This window comes from Microcoleus sp. K1-B1, assembly GCF_036704705.1.
GTDB lineage: Bacteria > Cyanobacteriota > Cyanobacteriia > Cyanobacteriales > Microcoleaceae > Microcoleus.
Genome location: NZ_JAUBSH010000036.1, coordinates 43017 through 66294, shown reverse-complemented (window position 1 = coordinate 66294; position 23278 = coordinate 43017). Strand labels below are relative to the sequence as shown.

At 44.5% G+C, this 23278-nt stretch carries 17 protein-coding genes; 12 read left to right on the top strand and 5 right to left on the bottom strand.

The features are described 5' to 3' along the window. The first annotated feature begins 243 nt into the window (after window positions 1-243). Both QUA83_RS15435 and QUA83_RS15430 read left to right on the top strand, forming a co-directional pair. Window positions 244-387 carry a hypothetical protein gene (locus QUA83_RS15435; protein ID WP_333294012.1) on the top strand — a complete coding sequence of 48 codons (144 nt, stop codon included), beginning with the start codon at window positions 244-246 and terminating at the stop codon, window positions 385-387. 198 nt (window positions 388-585) lie between these two features. Beyond that, window positions 586-1053 carry a hypothetical protein gene (locus QUA83_RS15430; RefSeq protein ID WP_333294011.1) on the top strand — a complete coding sequence of 156 codons (468 nt, stop codon included), beginning with the start codon at window positions 586-588 and terminating at the stop codon, window positions 1051-1053. Between the two features lie 74 nt (window positions 1054-1127). Here QUA83_RS15430 and thiO read toward each other — a convergent pair whose 3' ends face one another. Continuing rightward, window positions 1128-2225 (bottom strand): glycine oxidase ThiO, encoded by a 1098-nt coding sequence (gene thiO / locus QUA83_RS15425; RefSeq protein ID WP_333294010.1) that lies wholly within the window; start codon window positions 2223-2225, stop codon window positions 1128-1130. Between the two features lie 298 nt (window positions 2226-2523). Next, complete coding sequence (locus tag QUA83_RS15420) at window positions 2524-2862, bottom strand: 2Fe-2S iron-sulfur cluster-binding protein (protein WP_333107358.1); 339 nt, start codon at window positions 2860-2862, stop codon at window positions 2524-2526. 117 nt (window positions 2863-2979) lie between these two features. On the opposite strand from QUA83_RS15420, the gene cimA reads away from it, so the two are divergent. Further along, window positions 2980-4596, top strand: coding sequence for a citramalate synthase (cimA, locus tag QUA83_RS15415; protein ID WP_333294008.1), 1617 nt, complete (start codon window positions 2980-2982; stop codon window positions 4594-4596). A gap of 300 nt (window positions 4597-4896) precedes the next feature. Here the strand turns inward: cimA and QUA83_RS15410 are convergent, their stop codons facing one another. Next, window positions 4897-5865 carry an SPFH domain-containing protein gene (locus tag QUA83_RS15410; RefSeq protein WP_333294007.1) on the bottom strand — a complete coding sequence of 323 codons (969 nt, stop codon included), beginning with the start codon at window positions 5863-5865 and terminating at the stop codon, window positions 4897-4899. Window positions 5866-6009: 144 nt separating this feature from the next. Next, window positions 6010-6441 carry an NfeD family protein gene (locus tag QUA83_RS15405; protein WP_333051437.1) on the bottom strand — a complete coding sequence of 144 codons (432 nt, stop codon included), beginning with the start codon at window positions 6439-6441 and terminating at the stop codon, window positions 6010-6012. Window positions 6442-6775: 334 nt separating this feature from the next. Between QUA83_RS15405 and QUA83_RS15400 the strand changes: the two genes are divergently transcribed. The 5 genes from QUA83_RS15400 to QUA83_RS15380 all read left to right on the top strand — a co-directional run bounded on the left by QUA83_RS15400 (window position 6776) and on the right by QUA83_RS15380 (window position 12605). Beyond that, window positions 6776-8917: a protein phosphatase 2C domain-containing protein gene (locus tag QUA83_RS15400; RefSeq protein ID WP_333294005.1), complete on the top strand. Its 2142-nt coding sequence runs from the start codon at window positions 6776-6778 to the stop codon at window positions 8915-8917. Between the two features lie 961 nt (window positions 8918-9878). After that, entirely contained in the window at window positions 9879-11786 is a 1908-nt protein-coding gene (gene dxs / locus QUA83_RS15395) for a 1-deoxy-D-xylulose-5-phosphate synthase (RefSeq protein ID WP_333294003.1), read from the top strand. Window positions 11787-11921: 135 nt separating this feature from the next. After that, on the top strand, window positions 11922-12239 hold the full coding sequence (locus tag QUA83_RS15390) for a hypothetical protein (RefSeq protein ID WP_333294002.1): 318 nt from the start codon (window positions 11922-11924) through the stop codon (window positions 12237-12239). Continuing rightward, window positions 12236-12409, top strand: coding sequence for a hypothetical protein (locus QUA83_RS15385; protein WP_333294000.1), 174 nt, complete (start codon window positions 12236-12238; stop codon window positions 12407-12409). The genes QUA83_RS15390 and QUA83_RS15385 overlap by 4 nt, the downstream gene beginning before the upstream one ends. 4 nt (window positions 12410-12413) lie before the next feature. Beyond that, window positions 12414-12605: a hypothetical protein gene (locus QUA83_RS15380; protein WP_333293999.1), complete on the top strand. Its 192-nt coding sequence runs from the start codon at window positions 12414-12416 to the stop codon at window positions 12603-12605. A gap of 119 nt (window positions 12606-12724) precedes the next feature. On the opposite strand, the gene QUA83_RS15375 is transcribed toward QUA83_RS15380, so the two are convergent. After that, entirely contained in the window at window positions 12725-12862 is a 138-nt protein-coding gene (locus QUA83_RS15375) for a hypothetical protein (protein WP_333293998.1), read from the bottom strand. Between the two features lie 470 nt (window positions 12863-13332). Between QUA83_RS15375 and QUA83_RS15370 the strand changes: the two genes are divergently transcribed. The 4 genes from QUA83_RS15370 to QUA83_RS15355 all read left to right on the top strand — a co-directional run bounded on the left by QUA83_RS15370 (window position 13333) and on the right by QUA83_RS15355 (window position 23105). Further along, window positions 13333-19413 (top strand): AAA family ATPase, encoded by a 6081-nt coding sequence (locus QUA83_RS15370; protein WP_333293997.1) that lies wholly within the window; start codon window positions 13333-13335, stop codon window positions 19411-19413. 56 nt (window positions 19414-19469) lie between these two features. Further along, window positions 19470-20933, top strand: a complete 1464-nt coding sequence (locus QUA83_RS15365; RefSeq protein ID WP_333293996.1) for an ATP-binding protein — start codon at window positions 19470-19472, stop codon at window positions 20931-20933. A 3-nt stretch (window positions 20934-20936) separates the two neighbouring features. Beyond that, a complete protein-coding gene (locus tag QUA83_RS15360) occupies window positions 20937-21332 on the top strand; it encodes a response regulator (RefSeq protein WP_333293995.1) in 396 nt (131 codons plus the stop codon). Window positions 21333-21407: 75 nt separating this feature from the next. Beyond that, window positions 21408-23105, top strand: a complete 1698-nt coding sequence (locus QUA83_RS15355) for an adenylate/guanylate cyclase domain-containing protein (protein WP_333293994.1) — start codon at window positions 21408-21410, stop codon at window positions 23103-23105. The last annotated feature ends 173 nt before the right edge of the window (window positions 23106-23278 follow it).

Below are 23278 nucleotides of genomic sequence, written 5' to 3'. Positions count from 1 at the left end.
CTTTATTTGACGATTTTACTAGCTTTTTCATTTTAACTCTTTTTTGACACATTCGCAAAAGTGAGATGCACCCGCGGGACAGCGGCGGATTTACCCCGGACTTTCCCCGTTTCTTCCAAAGGTTTTTTTTGTGGGAACCGATTTTTGCACATTTATGAGGTTATCACAACTCTGGTTTGTTTACAGAAAAAACTGTGAAGCCTGTTAGCAGCCAAACAAATTGCTGCACCGGAAGGCATTAATATGATTGGTTGGTTGCACGATCGACCTTCGATGATGTATGCCGCTATTTTTGCTTGCATCGTCTGTGGCACACTTTACCGTTGCGGGCTCTACCCCCAACTCGATCGCAGGTTCAAAAGTTGGGCTACTGGCGAAAACTTTTGATTGGCGGGCTATAGGGGCGATCGACAAACCGCCCCCCCCGGAAACCAAAGCTGACACAACATCCATAACCGCAGAGGATTTTGGATCAACTCCTTGAGAAAAGAATTTGAAGGACGATCGCAATTGCCTGCGTTTTTTGTGCTCGGAGATAGCTCGGATTTGCTACAATCTAATCGCACACGCGACTAGAAATGGGTTATGACCGAACTATTAGATGAGACGCTTTCTATTGAAATGGCGACTCGCATCAAAAGCAACCGTAAAAACTGCTTTGACAACGCCTGTAAAGCAGCATTAGCCACCGAGGGCGCGATTTATGTTCAAGGCTTTTTAGCCGTGCCGGGAGTGCCATATAAACCCATCGAGTATAGCTGGATTGAACTCGACGAGCGAATTGTTGACCCAACTTTTCCCCATCTCGGTTTCATCGCTCAAGACATTCATTATTTCCCAGTCCAGCGCTTCAGTGTCAAGAAACTCAAAGCAATCCTAGAAGAATCAAAAGAAGATTATCCTGAAGACGACCCGCTGCCGATTTATGGCAATCAACCTTATGAATATTACGGCGATTTGATGTTAGGCGGTAGCGATTACCAAAATGCTTACGATTTGGCTGCCGCTAAATGCAGGGAATTAAACCAACCCAAAAAACAGGATGTGAACTAATTCAAGACTTACCAAAAAATGCTTGGATGCGCTACTTACAGTCGAAAGGTACGCTGCACCCTACGTATAGCGGTTCAAGTAACTGCTGAAGCTCGAAACCTCGAATAATGAAAAGCAGGCAATAACGGATCAGATTTCTGATTCCACATCAAATCAGCCAACAATTTAGCCGTCACCGGAGCCAACAAAATGCCATTGCGGTAATGCCCCGTAGCCCATGTCAAATTCTCCCAAGCACTAGCACCCAAAATCGGCAACTCATCAGGAGTAGCTGGCCGAAATCCCCACCAAAACTCCAGTATCGGATAATTTTGTAATTCGGGATATAACTTAATCGCTCCTGCTAGCAAAGTTTGGATTCCTGCAGGCGTATTTCCCGGCGTGAAATCCACATTTTCGCTAGTTGCGCCAATAATAATTCTGCCATCTTGACGAGGCACAATATAAATGCCAGTCCCGAATAGAACGGTTTGCAGCGGCTGGATAACTCCCCTATCTTCTGGTACACATACTGACAGCATTTGTCCCTTTCTGGGAAAAACAGGAACATTCAATAATTGCTCAGACCAAGCACCCGCCGCCAAAACATAACGGTCTGCTTGCAATTTTCCTGCTGTTGTTTCAATGCCAACAACTCGGTTTCCCTGCCGAATAATTTCCCCTGCATTGCCTTGAATAATCTCAATCTGCAATTCTTTAGTTGCGGTCTGAAGCGTCCGAAATAAAGCGCGGTTGTCAACTTGAGCGTCGTCAGGATACCACCAACCGCCAATTACTTCTTGACCTAATCCCAACTGGTGCTGGCGAACAGTATCTCTGTCCAACCATTGATAATTAAGGTTTGACAAAAGTGGCTTTTCTTGAGGCTCATTTTGACAAACTGGTGCGAGAATTCCCGATCGCCAATATCCCGTTTTCAATCCGGTAATATCTTCTAGCTGTTCCACCCAGGCAGGATACAGTGCGCGGCTTTGCAAGCACAAATCGAGCATCGGACTGGGGGGAATTCGTTCAGCTTGCGGGGCAAGCATTCCAGCGGCAGCCCGGGCCGTCGGTTGTTTAGAATCGGCGGTGAGAACTGCGACAGATGCCCCTCGCAATTTTAGTTCTACTGCTAGCGAAAGGCCAATTATTCCGCCGCCAATAATCAGAATATCTTTAGATGAATTCATTAACTTTTATATGAACTTTCTGGGTTTTTTGACCGCAAGCATCTAGGATACAAGCCCCCGGATTCATCCGTGGAGAAATAAAAAAAAACGTGTATCCGATGAAACTTGCCCCCCGAATTTATCCGTGGGGTCAATGCTTCAATGCTTCAATCTAAAATCTCAAATCTAAAATCGATTGACCTCTCGGATTTCTTTATGGTAAGGTGCCCCGTGTGCACCTTACAGTTAGAATTCTTGCACAAGTCTTACAGATTATCTGGCAAGGCGATCGTCCTATCTGCCTTCCTTAACAAAAAATCTATGCTTGGGGTTTCCAGACAGTTTCAGAACCTTGACCCCAAAAACCGTCATATTTTGTCACCTTAATATCGCCTAAAACCTTGGTTTGGCATGACAAACGGCGGTTGGAGGCGGGAGAATGGGGAGGAACCGAAAGTCGGGCTTTTTCGCGCCACTGGGGTTCGGAAACTTCACCCTCGACAGTGACGGCGCAGGTGCCGCAAGTGCCGAGGCCGTGGCAGTTAATGACTTTGGCGTTGCCGTTGTAGAGATCGATGCCGTTTTTGAGCAAAACTTCACGGAGATTGGCTCCGCGATCGCACTCAAATGTTTTTCCTTGCGCTTGTACCTTGACCACAGCAATTTACCCCAATTAGATTTATGTTAATTTTCCTATATATTATCGCATTAAATTCAAATAAATTCATCTAATATGGTAAGTGATATATTACCAATTTCTCGATCGCAATTTCCCATGACAAATCGGCTCTGGATCTACGATACCACGCTGCGAGACGGTGCTCAGTGCGAGGGACTCTCCTTATCTCTCGAAGACAAACTGCGAATTGCTCGACAGTTAGACAGTTTAGGAATTCCCTTTATTGAAGGCGGCTGGCCAGGGGCAAATCCTAAAGACGTACAATTTTTTTGGCGACTCAAAGAACAGCCCCTAACTCAAGCAGAAGTTGTAGCTTTTTGTTCTACTAGGCGGCCGGGAACTACGGCAGCTAATGATGAAATGTTGCAGGCTATTTTGTCCGCCGGTACTCGCTGGGTGACGCTGTTTGGCAAGTCGTGGGATTTGCACGTTATTGAAAGTTTGAAAACCACGCTAGACGAAAATCTGGCGATGATTCGAGATACAATTGAATATTTGCGGAGTCAGGGAAGGCGCGTTATTTACGATGCCGAACACTGGTTTGACGGCTACAAACACAATCGAGATTATGCTATTAAAACTTTAGAAGTAGCCGCCGATGCTGGTGCAGAATGGCTGGTGCTTTGCGATACTAACGGCGGTACTTTGCCTCACGAAGTCAGTCAGGTTGTTGGCGATGTTTTAGAAGCTTTAGGAACTAATCGCCAAAAATCTTTACAATTAGGAATTCACACTCATAACGACTCTGGAGTTGCCGTTGCTAATGCTTTGGCTGCTGTGCGGGAAGGAGTGAGGATGGTACAGGGAACTATAAACGGTTACGGCGAACGCTGCGGCAATGCCGATTTATGTTCTTTGATTCCTAATTTTCAGCTAAAGTTGGGTCATAATTGCATTGAAGACGAGCAATTAGTTAGATTAACTCAAGTAAGCCGCTCGATTAGTGAAATTGTCAATCTTGCTCCCGATGATCATGCTCCTTTTGTCGGCCTTTCGGCTTTTGCTCACAAAGGCGGAATTCATGTATCGGCTGTTGAGAAAAATCCGTTAACTTACGAACACTTGGAACCGGAAAAAATTGGCAACAGGCGGCGAATTGTGATTTCGGATCAAGCGGGTTTGAGCAATGTTTTGGCGAAGGCGCGCACTTTTGGCATGGATCTCGATCGCAAAAATCCTGCTTGTCGCCAAATTCTGGAAAAATTGAAAGATTTGGAAAGCCAGGGATATCAATTTGAGGGTGCTGAGGCGTCTTTTGAATTGTTAATGCGGGAGGCGTTGGGAAAGCGCAAGCGTTTATTTGAAATCAAAGGTTTTCAAGTTCACTGCGATAAAGGTAGGGAGGAAACAGTTAATTCTTTAGCAACGGTGAAAGTGACTGTTAACGGTCAAGATATTTTGGAATGCGCGGAAGGAAACGGGCCTGTTTCGGCACTTGATGCGGCTTTGCGGAAGGCGTTGCGGAATTTTTATCCGGCAATTAATGATTTTAATTTAACCGATTATAAGGTGCGAATTCTGGACGGATGTGCGGGAACTTCTGCTAAAACTCGCGTGTTGGTTGAGTTTAGTAACGGTCAAGACCGCTGGACGACTGTGGGGGTTTCTGGTAATATTTTGGATGCTTCTTATCAGGCGGTTGTTGAGGGTTTGGAGTATGGTTTGGTGTTGGGAGATAGGGAGGCGATCGTTTTAACTGTGTCGAGTTATTAGGTTAACGGCGAAGAGAAGTTGCCTGAATATCGATGTTTAAATAGATACCAAATACCAAGGGGAGCATCTCAATGAAAGCAGCCAAGCTATAAATTGGAGTTTTGAAGCAGGAGGCTCTCTTGCTGCGAGGCAGGAGGAAAGATTCAGAAGGAAGGAGCCAGAAGAAGTGTTTTTACAAATATGAGATGCTCCCCTACTTTTGGGAGCATCTCAATGAAAGCAGCCCTCCGCTAGAAATTGGAGTTTTGAGGCAGGAGGAAAGAGTCAGAAGAAGTGTTTTTACAAATATGAGATGTTCCCCTACTTTTTCACCTCATTATTATTACCCTCCCCAACGATCGATCGCATTCCTTCGAGTGTAGCGGGAATGCTGCGCGGATCCATAAACATCACCTTGCTGCTGTCGCTGGTGCCAATTTTTAGACCCATATCCAGATAGTTTTGAGCTAACAAAAATTGTAAAGCTTCCCTGGCGGTGGGGTCATTTTGCAGAGTTTTGGCGATTATTTGCAAGGCCTCAGAAGTAGCTTGAGCTTTCAAAACCTGACTTTGGCGTTCTGCTTGAGCTTTCAGGACGATCGCCTTTTGTTGAGCTTCCGCTTCCAAAATAGTCGCTTTTTGGCGCGCTTCTGCATCCAGAACTTGCGCTTCTGCTTTACCTTTGGCGCTGTTAACTGCTGACTCGCGTTCGCCCTCGGATGTCAGAATTAGCGCCCGCTTGCGTCGATCGGCTGCCATCTGCAATTCCATCGATTCCTGTACAGTTTTAGAAGGGACAATATCGCGCAATTCTACCCGCGTCACTTTCACTCCCCAAGGATCTGTAACCAGATCTAAATCTCTGAGCAAGATTTCATTAATTTGAGAACGAGCAGTAAAGGTTTGTTCGAGATCCAGTTGACCCATTTCGGCGCGAATTTGAGTCAGCACCATATTTACCATTGCTGACTGGAGATTTTCTACTTTGTAACAAGCTTTTTCCAAGTCTACAATGCGCCAGTAAACCACAGCATCAACGGTGATGGAAACGTTGTCGCGGGTAATACAAGCTTGCGGGGGAACATCTAAGACTTTTTCCCGAATTGTTTGCTCGTACACGACGCGATCGAGAAACGGCTTGACAAAATTCAAACCGGGTTCGAGTCTCCTGCCGCTGTATTTACCTAAAGTTTCCACCAGCGCTTCATTTCCCTGATTGATAATCTTGACGGAACCTGCGAAAGCTGAGCCGCCAAGTGCTAAAAATACAAGTAAAAAAAATTGTTCCACAACAGACTCCTAATAATTGTTGATTGTTAACTGTTGGTTATTGGTTATTGGTTATTGGTTATTGCCAATGCCCAATGCCCAATGCCCAATGCCCAATGCCCAATGCCCAACTACCAATTTCCAATTCCCAATTCCACATTTTGTTTAAGAATGCAAGAGATTTTCTGGCAAAACTATCAGAGTAGTGCCTTTTCGTCCCACGACAATTACGTTTTGGTTGGGGGGGATAGTGGCCTTCGTGTCTTCGCAGCGAGCTTGCCAAGAATTCCCCTCATAAATGACTCGGCCGGCTTCTCCGGGGGGAATTTCTGTTAAAGTTTTTGCTTCCTGAGAATCTGCGATCGCCCTTGCGGTGCCTTTTGGTATCAACCGCCGAGACAGCAGCACAAAAACTGTCGAAAATACCATCCACAGGAAAATTTGTAAATTAACGTAAGGTAGAACTAGAGAGCATCCAGCTACGGCGAAGGCGCTCAGTCCCATCATAAAAGCGACAAAAGCAGTCGGGAGAAATAGCTCTGCCAAACAGAGCAAAGACCCAGCTATCAGCCAAAGGAGCGTAGGAGTCAAGATCATAAAAAGAATAGGTGATACTATTTAGATCTTAGATTGGAAATTTAAGATTTAAGAATTGCCAACAACTGACTATGCAAGGGTTTGCGACTTGCAGCCCCTCAGAGCGATTTTTCGCGCAGAGGTACCAGGTTGAGGCTTCCATCGTACTCCAAGTCTGAGTTTAGTAACTTAAATTACAATTTAAGCCGGTGCAGACTGGCAGAAACTACAATTTCTAGGGGCCCAAAGGCAGTTAAGAAATTGATAGGGGCTAAAATCAGTTTATTCTCAAGCTCATGAATTTGGGCTGGCGAATCATATATCTTCAGAATCTTTTTACACAAACTATTTCGATATGATCAGCAGTTTCTCCGAACCCATTTATTGCCCGAATCTTAGCTGTCCCGATCCCCGCAATACCTTTGGCCGCCAGCACTGTGCAGCGTGCGAAACGGATTTAATTTATCGCTATGTGTGGGTGGTGGGACAAGCAGCCGAGGAAGTGCCGACGGGTAAGGTAATAGCCGATCGATACTTTGTCATTGCACCCCAAATCTGGCTCGACAGCCGTCCAGCTTTGCCTCCCAGCGTCCCGGAACAACTGCCAGATACGATTATGCCTTACCTGCATTTGTATCCCCAACGGCTGCATACGCCGGAAGTATACGGTTATTGTTCCCTAGGGGAAGCACCGGAAGCGACAGAGGTGCTGTTGTTGGAAAATGTGCCCATCAATAATTTCGGTCGCCTGTATCCTTCTATTTTAGAATCTTGGTCGGGGACAACCGGCGCGCGCCAAGTTTACTGGCTGTGGCAAATGCTCCAACTTTGGACGCCGCTATCGGAACAGGGAGTCGCTTCGAGTTTGCTGGTACCGGAAAATTTGCGGGTGGAAGGTTGGCGGGTACGCCTGCTGGAACTGCACCGGGGCAATTTTGTACCAACGCTGCGGGATTTGGGAGATGTGTGGTCAGGTTTGGTGGAATCAGCGCAACCCGAGGTGCAGGCGAAACTCGGAGAGATTTGTCAGTTTATGCGCCGCAGCAGCATGAATTTCGACGCGATCGCCCTGGAACTAAACGATTTACTATTAGAACAAGCCGCTCAATTGCCTCTGCACTTAGAAGTAGTCGGCATGACTGATACCGGGCCGCAGCGCTCCCAAAATGAAGACAGTTGCTATCCGGTTGCTGCTGATTTTCAATTTAGCAAAACTTCAGGGGGCGAGAAACTAATTCCTTACTTGACAATGGTTTGCGACGGGGTTGGAGGCCACGAAGGAGGAGAAGTTGCCAGTCAATTAGCCGTGCAGTCCCTGAAAGCTTTAATCCAAAATTTGCTCGCAGAAATTGCTCAACAAGAAGAATTGATGACCCCAACAATGGTCATCAAGCAACTCGAAGAAATAGTCCGAGTTGTGAATAATGTGATTTCCGCTCAAAATAATGAGCAGGGAAAAGAGTTGCGGCAACGGATGGGGACGACTTTGGTGATGGCCCTCCAGTTGCCTCAAAAAGTGAAAATTTCCGAGGATTTGCCCTCGAATAACAGCCACGAACTTTATTTAGTCAATGTTGGAGACAGCCGCGCTTATTGGATTGGCAAAAATTACTGTCACCGGCTGACTGTGGACGACGACGTAGCCTCAAGGGAAGTCCAGCTAGGACATTGTTTGTACTGGGAGACTCAACTGCGATCGGATGCAGGAGCCCTGACTCAAGCTTTGGGGACGCGGGATGCCGATTTCCTGCGCCCGACGATTCAGCGATTTATTGTCGAAGAAGAAGGCTTACTGCTGCTGTGTTCCGACGGTTTGAGCGACAACGACTGGGTAGAGAAATCTTGGGAGAATTATGGCCCCGAGGTGCTTGAGGGCAAAATGTCTTTGGAAGCCGCAGTTCAGTCTTGGATTCGTCTCGCCAACGAGAAAAACGGTTATGACAACACCTCCGTGGTGGCGACTCACTGTCGGATGTCGCCGGAGAGATTGGTACTGTTTGATCCGGCGGTGGCGTCAGCGCCGGCGTCAGCCTCGGTGTCAGCAGCCTCGGTGTCGCTGCCGCCTTCCCTCGCGGCATCCCTCCAGAAGTCCGGGAGGATTCCAGAATCTCCGCTTTCAGAATCGTCCAAACAGTTGTTGTACCCCGAAACTTCCCCCGCCCCGGAACCCGTTCAAAAACGGCGATCCAAGCTTCCGCTGCCCCTACTGGGGGTGTTGGGGCTGATATTAGCCGGCGGTGGTTTAGGTTTGTGGGTGCAAAGCCTCCAAAGCCCCCAGCCAGAGCCCGCACAAGTTCCCCCACCGCCGGAAACTCCCGCCCCAAGTCCTTCGGAAATTCCCTCGCCCGATAGCGAGAGTCCCTCGCCGTCGCCCGAATCGAGTCCTGCGGAAATTCCGCTGCCCGATAGCGAGAGTCCCTCGCCGTCGCCCGAATCGACTCCTGCGGAAATTCCGCCCCCCGAAGAAGCTGAAACTCCTTTGCCATCAGCGGAGTAAGGGAGATTGAATTAATTCGTCATAAATTAGAGGTAATTAACCCGGATTTGGTATTACATAATTTTCTCGTGGGCGTGTGAAAACTATTTGACAATTAACTAAGGATCGCGAATTAAATAATTTACACTCTTGAAAGTGGGGTGGGCTCTTATAGCCCGCCCTTTCTGGACGGGCTATAAGAGCCCATCCCACAAGAACCATCACGCATTGTAAGTTATTTAATTCTCATTCCTAATAATGATAATCGCCTTAGTTGGGCTAGTCCAACCTTTCCTCTTTTTTGATTATCATTATTAGTTAATAATTTCTACACTTAGAGGTATTGACAAAATCTACTCATTTCTAACTTGTTACCAATGACTTGACATAAGCTATTTTATATAAATCACAGTGGGAGCATCTCAATGAAAGCAGCCAAGCTAGAAATTAAAGTTTTGAGGCAGAAGGAAGGAGCCAGAAGAAGTGTTTTTACAAATATGAGATGCTCCCATCATAGTTAATGATTTTGTATCATAGTCCGCTTGCAGAAACAAAATGGCTAAAAAGTCAGCCATCACTACAAAAAGTAGTTAAAAATGCTTAAGAATCTCCCTGCAGCTAACAATTAGCGATTAGGAACTAACAACATAAGCTTTTTTATATTGACCACGAATTTCAAAGGTGGTACCCGCCACGTGATTTATCCGTGGAATCAATCCAAAATCGAAAATCTAAAATCCTCAAGCCCCCGCATTTATCCGTGGGGTCAATCGAAAATCTAAAATCGAAAATCTAAAATCGATTGACGGTGCACAATTTATTAACTATAATTACCAGACCCGAAATAACAAAATTGTTACGCCTAACAGTTTTTCTCAAATAACCGTTAAACTATTCTAACGTTTGCGCGTACCCAACCTCGCAGGCACAACCTATATCTGTTAAGGATTCGTCCTGATTCACAGGAGCAAGATTTTAAAATATGCATCTCAGCGAACTGACTCACCCAAACCAATTACACGGCCTCTCGATTCATCAACTCGAACAAATTGCCCGACAAATTCGAGAAAAGCATTTAGAAACTGTAGCCGCTAGCGGCGGCCACCTCGGCCCAGGATTGGGTGTAGTCGAACTGACCTTAGCACTCTACCAAACACTCGACCTCGATCGCGACAAAGTTACTTGGGATGTCGGCCACCAAGCTTATCCTCACAAATTGATAACCGGCCGCTACAACCAATTTCACACCCTACGCCAAAAAGACGGCGTTGCAGGCTATCTCAAGCGCTGCGAGAGCAAATTTGACCACTTCGGCGCAGGCCACGCTTCCACAAGCATTTCCGCTGCGTTAGGAATGGCAATGGCGCGCGACCTCAAGGGGGAAAACTTTAAAACTGTAGCAGTCATCGGCGACGGCGCATTGACTGGCGGCATGGCACTCGAAGCGATTAACCACGCGGGCCATATGCCGAAAACCAATTTGTTAGTTGTGCTCAACGACAACGAGATGTCAATCTCGCCCAACGTCGGCGCAATTACCCGCTATTTGAACAAGATGCGATTGTCGCCACCGGTGCAGTTTCTCAAAGATAACTTAGAGGAACAATTCAAACACATTCCCTTTGTGGGCGAAACTTTTACTCCAGAAATGGAACGCCTCAAAGAAGGGATGAAACGCTTGGCCGTCTCGAAAGTTGGAGCAGTAATTGAAGAATTAGGCTTTACTTACATGGGCCCGGTAGATGGACACAATTTGGAAGAGTTAATTGCCACTTTCAAACAAGCTCATACTATTCAAGGGCCGGTGTTGGTTCATGTCGTGACGGTGAAAGGCAAAGGATATGCGATCGCCGAAAAAGACCAAGTAGGATATCACGCCCAAAATCCCTTTAACTTAGCCACAGGCAAAGGCATTCCCTCCACTAAACCCAAGCCTCCAGCTTACTCGAAAGTCTTTGCCCACGCCTTAGTCAAGCTCGCAGAAGATAATCCCAAAATTGTCGGCATTACCGCTGCAATGGCAACCGGAACCGGTCTGGATAAACTTCATGAAAAACTGCCTAAACAGTACATTGATGTCGGGATTGCCGAACAGCACGCCGTGACTTTATCCGCTGGTTTAGCCTGCGAAGGAATGCGCCCGGTTGTGGCAATTTACTCGACTTTTGTGCAGCGAGGCTATGACCAAATAATTCACGATGTTTGCATCCAAAATTTGCCAGTTTTCTTCTGTTTGGATCGCGCCGGCATTGTCGGTGCTGACGGCCCAACTCACCAAGGAATGTACGACATTGCCTTCTTGCGGTGCCTGCCAAATATGGTAGTTATGGCACCAAAAGATGAGGCAGAATTGCAGCGGATGGTAGTCACGGGAATCAATCACACGAGCGGCCCGATCACGATGCGTTACCCGCGCGGCAACGGTTACGGCGTGCCTTTGATGGAGGAAGGTTGGGAAGAATTGCCGATCGGCAAAGCAGAAATTCTCCGCAACGGGGACGATGTGCTGATCTTGGGTTACGGTTCAATGGTTTATCCGGCAATGCAAACTGCCGAGATGCTGAGCGAGCACGGCATTGAAGCCACTGTCATCAATGCGCGTTTTGTCAAGCCTTTGGACACCGAATTAATCTTGCCTTTAGCACAGCGAATCGGGCGAGTTGTCACTTTAGAAGAAGGCTGTTTGATGGGCGGATTCGGTTCAGCAGTAGCTGAATCTTTGCTCGACAATAATATCCTGGTGCCACTGATGCGACTGGGCGTACCGGATACATTAGTAGATCATGCTACGCCAGAGCAATCATTTGCAAGTTTAGGATTAACTCCGTCGCAAATGTGCGATCGCATCTTAGCAACATTCAGCCGCAAACAATCTCCTGTTAGCGTGTAAATAGCTATAATTGTAGGGTGCGCCTAGCGCACCTTACTACTCAGTAAGGCGGTCACCACCTAGAATCTACAAATAACAGCGACAATCTCTCAGAAACCCAAAGGATATCTAAACCGGATGCGCGATCGAAGAGCAATGACTAATGTGAAACTACATCGCACCGTAAGGCAGGGAAGGTTGTTTCCTGAAATTCAGTGGTCAGAAGAAAAGAAAGCGCAGTGGCGCGCTGAAAGAGAAGCTTTTTATCTGCGCTGCAAACCAATTTTCGAGCGACTCAAACCAGAATTAATTAAAACTCACAATAACTGGTACATTGCGGTTGAACCCGACAGCGAAGAATATTTTATAGACATAGATAATATAATAGCTGGCAAAATGTGTCGGCAGAAACATCCCAATGTCATCCCACAGGCCTTTCGGATCAATGAAACTGGAGTTTGCGGCACTATATGATTGAAGGAAGATTTGGTGATGAGGAGGAGCTATTTTTTGAAGTTGAATTGATTGTTGATAACACTTTAGAATTACCTGTTGATGCTATGCTAGATACAGGTTTTTCTGGCTGGTTGGCGATGGACAGTCAGGATTTAGAAGGACTCGATTGGATTTTATATTCAGCGTGAAAAAATGCGGAAAGCAAAAGGAGAATTTGATTTCGACCTTTATGCAGGAAAAGTCCGCATCGACGGGCAAGAATTTGATATTCCCGTTCATGTCGGTGACGGAGTACCGGAAATTTTAATCGGCCGCCAGTGGCTGAAAACTCGGCGGTTGGTAGTTGATATGTCTTCAGGTGTATTGACTTTAGGAGCAAGTTAATAATTGCAACATTCAGCCGCAAACAATCGCCCGTCAGCGTGTAATATCAAATCCGATTGTACGATCGAGAGTGCGAGCATCCTCGCTAGCTAATCGAGTCGCGATCGCGAGCGCTCGCACTATATAATTCCCATGCCACCGCTGGCTCGATCGGGGGCGAAGTAAAATTTGCAGGCTGGACTTAAAGTCCTCACTACAAATCGTCTCGATCGCGGGCGCAGGAGGAAAGCGCGTTGCGGAGGGAATCGATCCGACATGATATAAATCGGCTCAATTTTTTTATTTTATAGATATTTATTTTTAAAATAAAGAAAATATTTAGTTATACTGTCAAGCTGTGATAATTTTAGGTAAAATCGCGGGAAACCCCAGGTCTGACCCGTAAGGGCTGCGTGGGATGAATCGTGGGGAGCGCGGAGGTACGGAGCTGACCAAACTATACAGGAGTGGGAAAACGATCGATCAGACTTCTCATCAATTCCGATTTGGTCATACCACACGCCTCCCAAGCAATAGCCTGATTGGTTTGGAAGCCTGCACCCACCTCAAAGAGGCGGTGTAGGATCTGTCACGTTATAGGTTTCCGGATTGAGGGCTTGAGATTGGGGATAAACTTTTGTGCGAGTCCCACTTTGAGAGTCAAAATGTGAGAGTCAAGAGGGTACAAGAACGCAATTTACGATCGCTCTGAAATCGCAGCTTTTTAACACTATTTGGACGGCGAATTATGATGAAATTTCCCGGATACCAGATTCTTGAACAAATCTACGAAAGCGCTAATTCCCTAGTCTATCGAGCTAGCCGAGAACGGGATAATAAAGCAGTTATCATCAAACTACTCAAACAAGACTATCCTACAGTTGCAGAACTCACTCGATACAAACAAGAATATGAAATTACTCGCAACTTAGAGCTAGATGGCATAGCTAAGGCTTATGGATTAGAACCATATCAAAGAACATTAGCGATCGTCATTGAAGATTTTGGTGGCTGCTCGTTAAAACAATTGCTCGCAGGTCAGAGCGAGTTAAATTTTCACTTTTATCTAGCAGAATTTCTCAACGTTGCCATCAAGATCGCAGAAATTTTATGTCAAATTCACAGCAACAATATTATCCACAAAGATATCAACCCATCCAATATCGTCTTTAATCTAGAAACAGGAATTCTCAAAATCATCGACTTTGGCATTTCCACCCAATTAACCAGGGAAAATCCCACCCTCAAAAATCCCAATGTTTTAGAAGGGACTTTAGCCTATATGTCGCCGGAGCAAACGGGACGGATGAACCGTTCTTTGGATTATCGCACGGATTTTTACTCGCTCGGTGTCACCTTCTACGAATTGCTGACAGGAAAGCTACCTTTTGAGACAACAGACGCGCTCTCGTTAGTGCATTGTCATATTGCTAAACAACCAGTACCCCCCAATGAGGTTGATGCAAATATTCCTCAAGCCGTTTCATCCATTGTGATGAAACTGATGGCAAAAACAGCAGAAGAACGCTATCAAAGTGCCTGGGGAATTAAAGCGGATTTAGCAGAATGTCTCGATCGATTGCAGGAAACAGGAGAAATTTCCTCTTTTCCTTTGGGGACTCAAGATATTTCAGATAAATTCCAAATTCCCCAAAAACTCTACGGACGCGAGACAGAAGTTGAAACCTTACTAGCAGCATTCGATCGCGTAGCGTCTCCGAAGGAGAATCGGGTAGCTGCCGGGGCCGGGGGCGGGAGCGAACTCATGCTGGTAGCAGGTTATTCCGGTATCGGTAAGTCAGCACTGGTACAAGAAATTTATAAACCGATTACCGAAAAACGCGGCTATTTTATCTGGGGCAAATTTGACCAATTTCAACGCAATATTCCCTACTCGGCTGTAGTTAATGCTTTTGCTGGATTAGTACGGCAACTCTTAACAGAAAGCTCAGCACAACTAACCGAATGGCGAGAAAGAATTTTAGCAGCCGTTGGTGCCAACGGTCAGGTAATTATTGATGTAATTCCGGAAGTAGAACTCATTGCCGGCAAACAGCCTCCTTTGCCAGAGTTGGGGCGCGCTGAGTCTCAAAATCGCTTTAATCTTGTTTTCCAAAACTTCATCCGAGCGTTTTGTTCAAAAGAGCATCCCTTGGTCATCTTTCTGGACGATTTGCAGTGGGCCGACTCCGCTACCCTTAAGTTAATCGAACTGATGATGATGGATGCGGATACGCAATACCTGTTTCTCATTGGAGCCTATCGAGATAACGAAGTCAACCCCACTCATCCGTTGATGATGACTCTTGATGGACTACGGAATGTTGGGGCAACTATCAACTTTATTACCTTAGCTCCCTTAGATAGCAAGCATATTAGCCAGTTAATTGCCGATACTTTGCACAGTGACGCCTCTTCAGTAAAACCCTTAGCCGAGTTGGTAGTGCATAAAACTGGAGGCAATCCTTTCTTTGTCTATGAGTTTCTCAAAACCCTACATACCGAAAACCTGATAACTTTTAACCTCCCTCAATCCCCCCTTAGTAAGGGGGGAAGTAAAGGGGGGTTCGGCTGGCAGTGGGATATTTCAAACATTGAAGCCAAGGGCATTACTGACAATGTGGTGGAGTTGATGATTGGCAAGTTGAAGAAACTGCCTCCAACTACACAGCAAGTTTTACGCTTAGCAGCTTGTGTAGGTGCTGATTTCGACTTAAACACCCTTTCTATCATCAGTGAAAAATCCACATCGGAAGTTTCTAAAGACCTAACAGCAGCAGTTCAGTCTGGGTTAATCTTGCCCACATCCGAGTTAGATGAAGAACTGTTAATTCAAAATTATAAATTTCTGCATGACCGGGTTCAGCAAGCAGCTTACTCGCTGATTGACGAAAAAGACAAACAAGAAATCCACTTAAAAATTGGTCGCCTTCTATTGAAGAAGTTTGAAAAATATGAGTTAGAAGAACGAATCTTTGATATAGTCAATCACCAGAACAAAGGACAATCATTGATCGGGGATAAATGGGAAAAAGAACAATTAGCTAGATTGAATCTAATCGCTGGAAGAAAAGCTAAATTCACTGCAGCCTATCAACCCGCATTAATATATATAACGAACGGGATGAGACTTTTACCCCATAATAGCTGGGAGGAAGACTATCAACTGACATTTTCATATCACATTGAAAAAGGTGAAATAGAATATTTAACTGCTAGCTGGGACGAAGCTTTATCAACTTTTGATGAAGCCCTTGAGCATATCGATGGTTTGTTGGATCGGTGTAAAGTCAATGAATATAAAGTGACGTTATATCGAATGAAAAATGATTTGGAATCCTCCTTATATCTGGGAATACAGACGCTCGATCTATTGGGAATCAAGTTGAAAGCTTTTCCTGAAGAAGATGAACTTATAGCAGAAGTGAATCATGCTAATGAGACAATCGCTGCCAGGAAAATTGAAAATTTTATAGACCTTCCTGAAATGCAAGACCCTGAAAAACTTGCTGCTATGGTACTCCTCAGAGAATGTTTACCTCCATCTTACTTTTTAGGGTCTAGATTGCTGTTCATAATAGGCATAAAAATGATCGAGCTATCGCTCACCTATGGGAACAATCCTCACTCTTCAGTTGGGTATATCTATTATTCGTTAACACTTGCCTTTGTAGCGCAAGATTTTGAAACCGCCTATAAATTTGGAAGTTTAGCCTTGAGATTGAACGATGACAAGTATCAAATTAAGCCTTATGAAGCATTAATTTTGAATATGTGGGGAGGATTTGTTTCCCATTACACTGAACACCTCGATCGCTCTAGAGAGCATTTAATGAGAGGTTATTATAGCGGTGTAGAAAACGGTGCCTATCAATGGGCAGGATATTGTGCAATAAACTCTTTGTTTATGTGTTTTTGGGGGACTGATTCGTTAAAAGAATTATCAGAAAAAATTGAGAAGATTACACCAGGCTTGAAAAAAATCGATCCAAACATGGTGCAATATTATTATGCGATTAAAGCAACCATTTATAATTTGATCGAACCCGTTGAGGATTGGAGTGTTCTTGATGAAGCTTTATGGCCGAATGCCAAGGAAATCCTTAAGTCTTGCCTTGAAAAAAATGATTTATTCACGTTATTTTTAGAAGTAATCTGTAAATTATCTTTAGCCAACTGGTATTCAGATTCTGAGAAAGCGATAGACTATGCTAACTCTGCCGAAAAATATTTGATAGGCACGACGGGGATTTTTACTAATCCGGCTTTCCATTTTCATCAATGTCTAGCCTTATCAGTTGGGTATGACTATGGTGATGGTGAAAAACAGGCACAGTATGTGGAGAAGATTAAATCGAACCTTGAGAAATTCAAACTCTGGAGTAAACATTGTCCGAGTACCTACCTTCATCAACGTCTGCTAATCGAAGCTGAGTTGGCGCGGATTACAGGTAATATTCTGGAAGCGGAGGATTTGTATGATCGAGCAATCTCCTCAGCACGAGAAAATAAATTTTTGCAGAACGAAGCGCTAGCGTCGGAACTGGCAGCTAAGTTTTGGTTAGGTAAAGGCAAAGAGGAATTTGCCCAACTATACATGAAAAAAGCGCACTACGGCTACCAGCTTTGGGGCGCTAAACGCAAGGTAGCAGATTTAGAGGAAAAATACCCGCAGTTATTGCCAAAATCATCTGCCACAAAGAGCGTTACTTCCACGCACATGACATCAAGCAGTACCTCAACTGGCAGTCAGGCAGGGGAAGCTTTAGATTTAGCCACCGTGATGAAAGCCTCTCAAGCCATTTCCGGCGAAATTGTGCTGGATAAATTACTCGCTTCATTGATGAAAATTCTCATTGAAAATGCCGGAGCCCAATGTGGCTACTTGATTTTAGAAACTGAAGGGAAACTGCGAATTGAAGCGTCAGGTTCCATAGAGTCCGATAACATCGCCGTATTGCAGTCAATCCCCATTGAAACACCGATCGGTGACCAAAATGTTGAAAGCAGTCACTTAGTTTCACCAACCATCATCAATTATGTGGCTCGTACTTGTGAAAGCGTGGTTTTGAATGATGCCACTCATGAAGGCAACTTTACTAACGACCCCTACATCAAACAGCATCAGCCCAAATCTATCTTGTGCGTTCCTCTAATTAATCAAGGCAAACTCACCAGTATTGTTTACCTAGAAAACAATCTCACCACAGGGGCCTTTACCCCCGATCGCGTGGAAGTCTTAAAAGTCCTCTCCTCCTCAGCCGCCATATCCATTGAAAATGCGCGACTCTACGCCAACTTAGCCGAGTATAACCGCAACCTGGCAGTGAAAGTAGGGGAACGCACCGCCGAACTAGCCATAGCCAAACAAAAAGCAGAAATTGCCAACCAAGCCAAAAGCACCTTCCTCGCCAACATGAGTCACGAACTGAGAACTCCCTTAAACGCCATTCTCGGCTTCTCCCAACTCATGACTCGTTCTCAAAGCCTACCCTCCGAACACCTAGAAAATGTTGGCATCATCAGCCGTAGTGGAGAACACCTACTCACCCTAATTAACAACGTCCTGGATTTATCCAAAATTGAGGCAGGACGTACCACACTTAACGAAACCAACTTTGACCTTTATCGCCTGCTTGATGACTTAGAAGATATGTTTCAACTCAAAGCTGACGATCGGGGATTGCAGTTACTGTTTGACCGTTCCGAACAAGTGCCACAATATGTAAGAACCGATGAAACCAAGTTACGTCAAATCTTAATTAATTTACTCAATAATAGCCTCAAATTTACCAAAGAAGGAGGAGTATCGGTAAGAGTGGGAATAGTTGGCAAGCAGTCACGAGTCACCAATTATCCCCAGGAAAAACTAACAATTAGCTTTGAAGTCGAAGATACGGGAGAAGGGATTGCTCCCGACGAATTAGACAGCCTATTTGAAGCCTTCGTCCAAACCAAAACCGGGAAAGAATCTCAAGAAGGAACAGGTTTAGGTTTGCCCATCAGCCGCTCGTTCGTACAACTAATGGGGGGCGAAATTACAGTTAGTTCCCGAGTCGGAAAAGGGACTCTCTTCAAGTTTGACATTTGCGCGAATCCAGTTGAGGCTGCCGAAATTAAAACCCAAACACCCAGCCGTCAAGTCATTGCCTTAGAGCCCAACCAACCTCGCTATCGCATCCTGATTGTGGATGATAAATGGAGTAACCGCCAACTGTTAATTAGATTGTTAAATCCCTTGGGATTTGAACTGCAAGAAGCGAGCAACGGTCAAGAAGCTATTGAAGTATGGGAAAAGTTTGAACCCCACTTAATCTGGATGGATATGCGAATGCCAGTGATGGATGGCTATGAGGCCACCCAACAAATTAAATCGACAACCAAAGGTCAAGCGACAGCCATTATTGCTCTAACAGCTAGTAGCTTAGAAGAAGAACGAGCGGTGGCTTTATCTTCCGGTTGCGATGATTTTGTCCGCAAACCTTTTCGAGAAGCCGAGATATTTGAGATGATGCACAAACATTTAGGGGTGCGTTATATCTACGAAGAAAGCGGGGGAGATCGATCGCTAACAGGAACAACTGGCAAGAAATCTGATGAGATGCAAAATGCTCTAAATCCGGCGGCACTTGCCGCTCTTCCCCAGGAGTTACTCGCGAATTTACAAGAGGCAGCCATGCGTTCTAAAATGAATCAGGTCGATAGTTTAATTCAAGAAATTCGCGAGTTGAATCGACCATTAGCTGAGGCTTTGGCGATTTTAGCGGATGGGTTTGAGTATCATAAAATTGTTACTTTAGTTCAGCAAGTTCTAGAAACTCAGCTTTAGGGTATGTAAGACTGACCGGATTTTTACTATTCATTCAATCACTGGTAACTGAAATTATGAACGAGCAAAAAGCAACTATTTTAGTAGTCGATGATACTCCAGCAAATGTACGTTTTTTAGTCGGAACGCTAGCAGAAATGGAGTATAATCTTCGACCCGCAATTGATAGTCGATCGGCACTAATAGGAGCATTAGAAGAACCCCCCGATCTGATTTTACTGGACATTCAAATGCCTAATATGGATGGCTATGAAGTCTGCTCTAAACTCAAAGCAGATGAACGCACTAAAGATATTCCAGTTATCTTTATTAGTGCCTTAAGCGAAGTCCTCGATAAAGTTAAAGCATTTGGAGTTGGTGGTGTAGACTATATTACCAAACCCTTCCAGGTAGAAGAGGTTTTGGCACGAGTGGAAACCCACTTGTCATTACGTTACCTGCAAAAAAACCTGGAAGATAAAAATGAAAAATTGACTGCAACCTTACAACAACTTAAAGATACTAATGAAAAATTGACTGCAACTTTACAACAACTTAAAGACACTCAAGACGAACTCATTCAACGGGAAAAAATGGCAGCACTGGGACAACTTATAGCTGGTGTAGCTCACGAAATCAACACTCCTTTAGGTGCAATTACCTCCGCCGCCAGACATATCGCTAATTTCTGGAACAAACACTTCTTAGCTTTTCCGGAATTACTAGAAAAACTTTCCCCAGAGCGCAAGTCAGATTTGTTGAGCTTACTGCAAAAATCCAGCCAACAAGACACATCGCTATCCACCAGAGAAGAACGCCAAATTAAAAAGTCTTTAGTAAGTCAAATTGAGTCCCACAATCTTAACAATCCTGTAAAATTGGCTAATTTATTATTGGGTATTGGTATTTATAATAACATCGAACCTTTGGTTCCTTTATTAAAAGATCCAGAATGTGAAAATCTTTTAGAAAAAGTCTATGAGTTTACCAATACTCACACCAGTATCCGCAACATTACGACTGCCTCGGAACGAGCATCAAAAGTAGTGTTTGCCCTGAAAACCTACGCTCGTTATGATTCCAAAGGAGATAAAATTCAAGCAGAAATTACTGGAGGAATTGAAACTGTTTTAACTCTTTATTCCAATCAAATCAAACAAGGCGTAAAAGTCATCCGCAATTATGAAGATTCCTTGCCATCTATTCTTTGCTACCCTGATGAACTAAATCAAGTTTGGACGAATCTGATTCACAATGCGTTGCAAGCAATGGACTATAGAGGAACCTTAACGATCGAGGTAAAAAGAATTGAGGATAACCTCAGCATCAGCGTGACAGATAGCGGCAAGGGCATTCCCCCCGATATTATGCCGAAAATCTTTCAACCGTTTTTCACCACCAAACCGCCTGGAGAAGGTAGTGGTTTGGGATTAGATATCATCAAAAAAATTATTGAAAAACATCGCGGTAAAATTGAGGTGGAATCCGTACCGCGTCAAACCACTTTTACCGTATTCCTGCCAGTAAAAAGCGAGGAATGAGCAATGACTAATACTGCAATTTTGTGTGTTGACGATGAAGTAACGATTTTAAAAAGCTTGCAGATAGAACTTTATAATGTTTTTGGCGATACTTACACATATGAATTGGCCCAGAGTGCTGAAGAAGCTAGAGAAATTATGGAGGAGTTAGACGAACAAGGATTGCAGATTATTATCATAATTTCAGACTGGTTGATGCCGGAAATGAAAGGAGATGAATTTTTGATACAAATTCATGAAAAATATCCCGACATCGTTAAAATCATGCTAACAGGTCAAGCCACTGAAGACGCTGTAGAACGAGCTAAAAGATATGCAAATTTATATCGCTGTCTTTCCAAGCCTTGGGATAGTGGCGAATTAATTGCAACGATTCAAGCGGTCATAAAACAGTTATAATAATCGAGAGCGGAAGATTCAAGATGTTGAGAAATAAATAATGCCCAAACACAGAGCGTTTGCTAGGAGTTGCGGATGAATCAACCTGTTATTATTTGTGTTGATGATGAAAAAACTATTTTAGATAGGCTGAAAATCGAGCTTGAATCTGCTTTTGGGGATGAATATTTAATTGAATTAGCTCAAGATGGGGAAGAAGCTCTAGAGGTAATCTCAGAATTGCTGGAAGATAACTATGAAATTGCTATTGCTATTTCGGACTACATCATGCCTAATATGAAGGGAGACGAATTGCTGAGATATATCCATGAAATTTCCCCCAAAACTATCAAAATTATGCTCACCGGTCAAGCCGATTTGGAAGCGGTAGGAAACGCCATCAAATATGCAAAATTATATCGTTACATGGCCAAGCCTTGGGAACATGAAGACCTGAGTTTGACTGTAAAAGAAGCTGTAAATAGTTACGTTCAAGATAAAAAACTTGCCCAACAAAATCTGGAACTCCAGCTTGTGAATCAGGAGTTAGCAGCATCAATTAAATTGCTCAGTGCGAGCGATCGCAAGTTTCGAGCTATTTTTAATCAAACTTTTCAATTTACAGGAATGCTCGATACTGAGGGCATTCTTCTAGAAGCAAACCAAACGGCCCTCGATTTTGGTGGCTTGCAGCTAGAAGATTTGGTGGGTAAGCCATTCTGGGAATGTCACTGGTGGACTATTTCGCGCGAAACCCAAACCCAGTTGCAAACAGCGATCGCAGCAGCGGTTCAAGGCACATTTATCCGTTATGAAGTCGAGCTGTTAGGTGTCGATCTTCGCACTGCTACTATTGATTTTTCCATTAAGCCTATTGTTGATGACAGCGGTAAGGTTGAATATCTGATTGTTGAAGGTCGAGATATTAGCGATCGCAAAAAAGCGGAAGCCGAACGAGAACTATTTACCCAAGAATTATTCTACCTCAATGAAGCTTTTTCTCGATTTGTTCCCCGGCAATTTTTGCAATCTCTCGCTCGCAAAAGTATTACCGAGATTCAACTGGGAGAATCCGTTCAGAAACAGATGTCGGTTCTGTTTACCGATATTCGCGGTTTCACCACTCTTTCGGAGCAAATGACCCCAGAAGATACATTTCACTTTATTAATGGCTATCTGCGACGGATGGAACCGGCAATTATTGAAAATGGTGGTTTTATTGATAAATATATTGGCGATGCGATCCTGGCACTGTTTGAAGGAAGTGCCGATCGCGCGGTGAATGCAGCAGTGACAATGTTGAAAATCCTAGCTGAATACAACAAAAGCCGACAAAAAATCGGTCGCCAGCCCATCGAAATTGGTATTGGTATCAATACAGGAAATTTGATGCTGGGAACAGTAGGCGGTAACTCTCGCATCGATACCACCGTCATTGGCGATACAGTTAATCTCGGTTCGCGCATCGAGCAGTTGACAAAAGCCTACAACACGCCACTTCTGATTTCCCATCATACCTTAATTTGTCTGGAAGAACCGATGAAGTACGCCCAGCGCTTCGTCGCCCGGGTACAAGTGCGGGGAAAAGCCCAAAAAGTGGGAGTGTTCGAGGTATTTGAGGCCGATCCCCCCGCCCAAAAACAAGCTAAATTGGAAACGAAACCGATTTTTGAATTAGCTCTGATTCGTTATTATCAAGGGAGTATTGGGGAAGCCAAATCCCTGTTCGAGTTGTGTTTGCAGAAAAATTCGGGCGATCGCGTTGCTCAAATCTATCTGCAACAGTGTGCTTAACCCGATCGATGAAACATTGAAATAAATAAAATATTTAGTTATACTGTCAAGATATACTAATTTTAGGTTAGAGATTTCCGGCTGGAGGGATCGATGTTGGATAAATTTTTGTGTGAGTCCCAACGTGAGAGTCAAGAGGGTGCAAGAACGCAATTTAGGAACGCTCGGAAATC

What these genes read in the sequence shown, in the direction of transcription:
- QUA83_RS15355 (WP_333293994.1), top strand. Translation starts at nt 21,408, where the DNA reads ATGAATCAACCTGTTATTATTTGTGTTGATGATGAAAAAACTATTTTA.
- QUA83_RS15365 (WP_333293996.1), top strand. Translation starts at nt 19,470, where the DNA reads ATGAACGAGCAAAAAGCAACTATTTTAGTAGTCGATGATACTCCAGCA.
- QUA83_RS15380 (WP_333293999.1), top strand. Translation starts at nt 12,414, where the DNA reads ATGCGGAAAGCAAAAGGAGAATTTGATTTCGACCTTTATGCAGGAAAA.
- QUA83_RS15385 (WP_333294000.1), top strand. Translation starts at nt 12,236, where the DNA reads ATGATTGAAGGAAGATTTGGTGATGAGGAGGAGCTATTTTTTGAAGTT.
- QUA83_RS15400 (WP_333294005.1), top strand. Translation starts at nt 6,776, where the DNA reads ATGATCAGCAGTTTCTCCGAACCCATTTATTGCCCGAATCTTAGCTGT.
- thiO (WP_333294010.1), bottom strand. Translation starts at nt 2,225, where the DNA reads ATGAATTCATCTAAAGATATTCTGATTATTGGCGGCGGAATAATTGGC.
- QUA83_RS15360 (WP_333293995.1), top strand. Translation starts at nt 20,937, where the DNA reads ATGACTAATACTGCAATTTTGTGTGTTGACGATGAAGTAACGATTTTA.
- dxs (WP_333294003.1), top strand. Translation starts at nt 9,879, where the DNA reads ATGCATCTCAGCGAACTGACTCACCCAAACCAATTACACGGCCTCTCG.
- QUA83_RS15405 (WP_333051437.1), bottom strand. Translation starts at nt 6,441, where the DNA reads ATGATCTTGACTCCTACGCTCCTTTGGCTGATAGCTGGGTCTTTGCTC.
- QUA83_RS15390 (WP_333294002.1), top strand. Translation starts at nt 11,922, where the DNA reads ATGACTAATGTGAAACTACATCGCACCGTAAGGCAGGGAAGGTTGTTT.
- QUA83_RS15435 (WP_333294012.1), top strand. Translation starts at nt 244, where the DNA reads ATGATTGGTTGGTTGCACGATCGACCTTCGATGATGTATGCCGCTATT.
- QUA83_RS15370 (WP_333293997.1), top strand. Translation starts at nt 13,333, where the DNA reads ATGATGAAATTTCCCGGATACCAGATTCTTGAACAAATCTACGAAAGC.
- cimA (WP_333294008.1), top strand. Translation starts at nt 2,980, where the DNA reads ATGACAAATCGGCTCTGGATCTACGATACCACGCTGCGAGACGGTGCT.
- QUA83_RS15430 (WP_333294011.1), top strand. Translation starts at nt 586, where the DNA reads ATGACCGAACTATTAGATGAGACGCTTTCTATTGAAATGGCGACTCGC.
- QUA83_RS15375 (WP_333293998.1), bottom strand. Translation starts at nt 12,862, where the DNA reads ATGTCGGATCGATTCCCTCCGCAACGCGCTTTCCTCCTGCGCCCGCGA.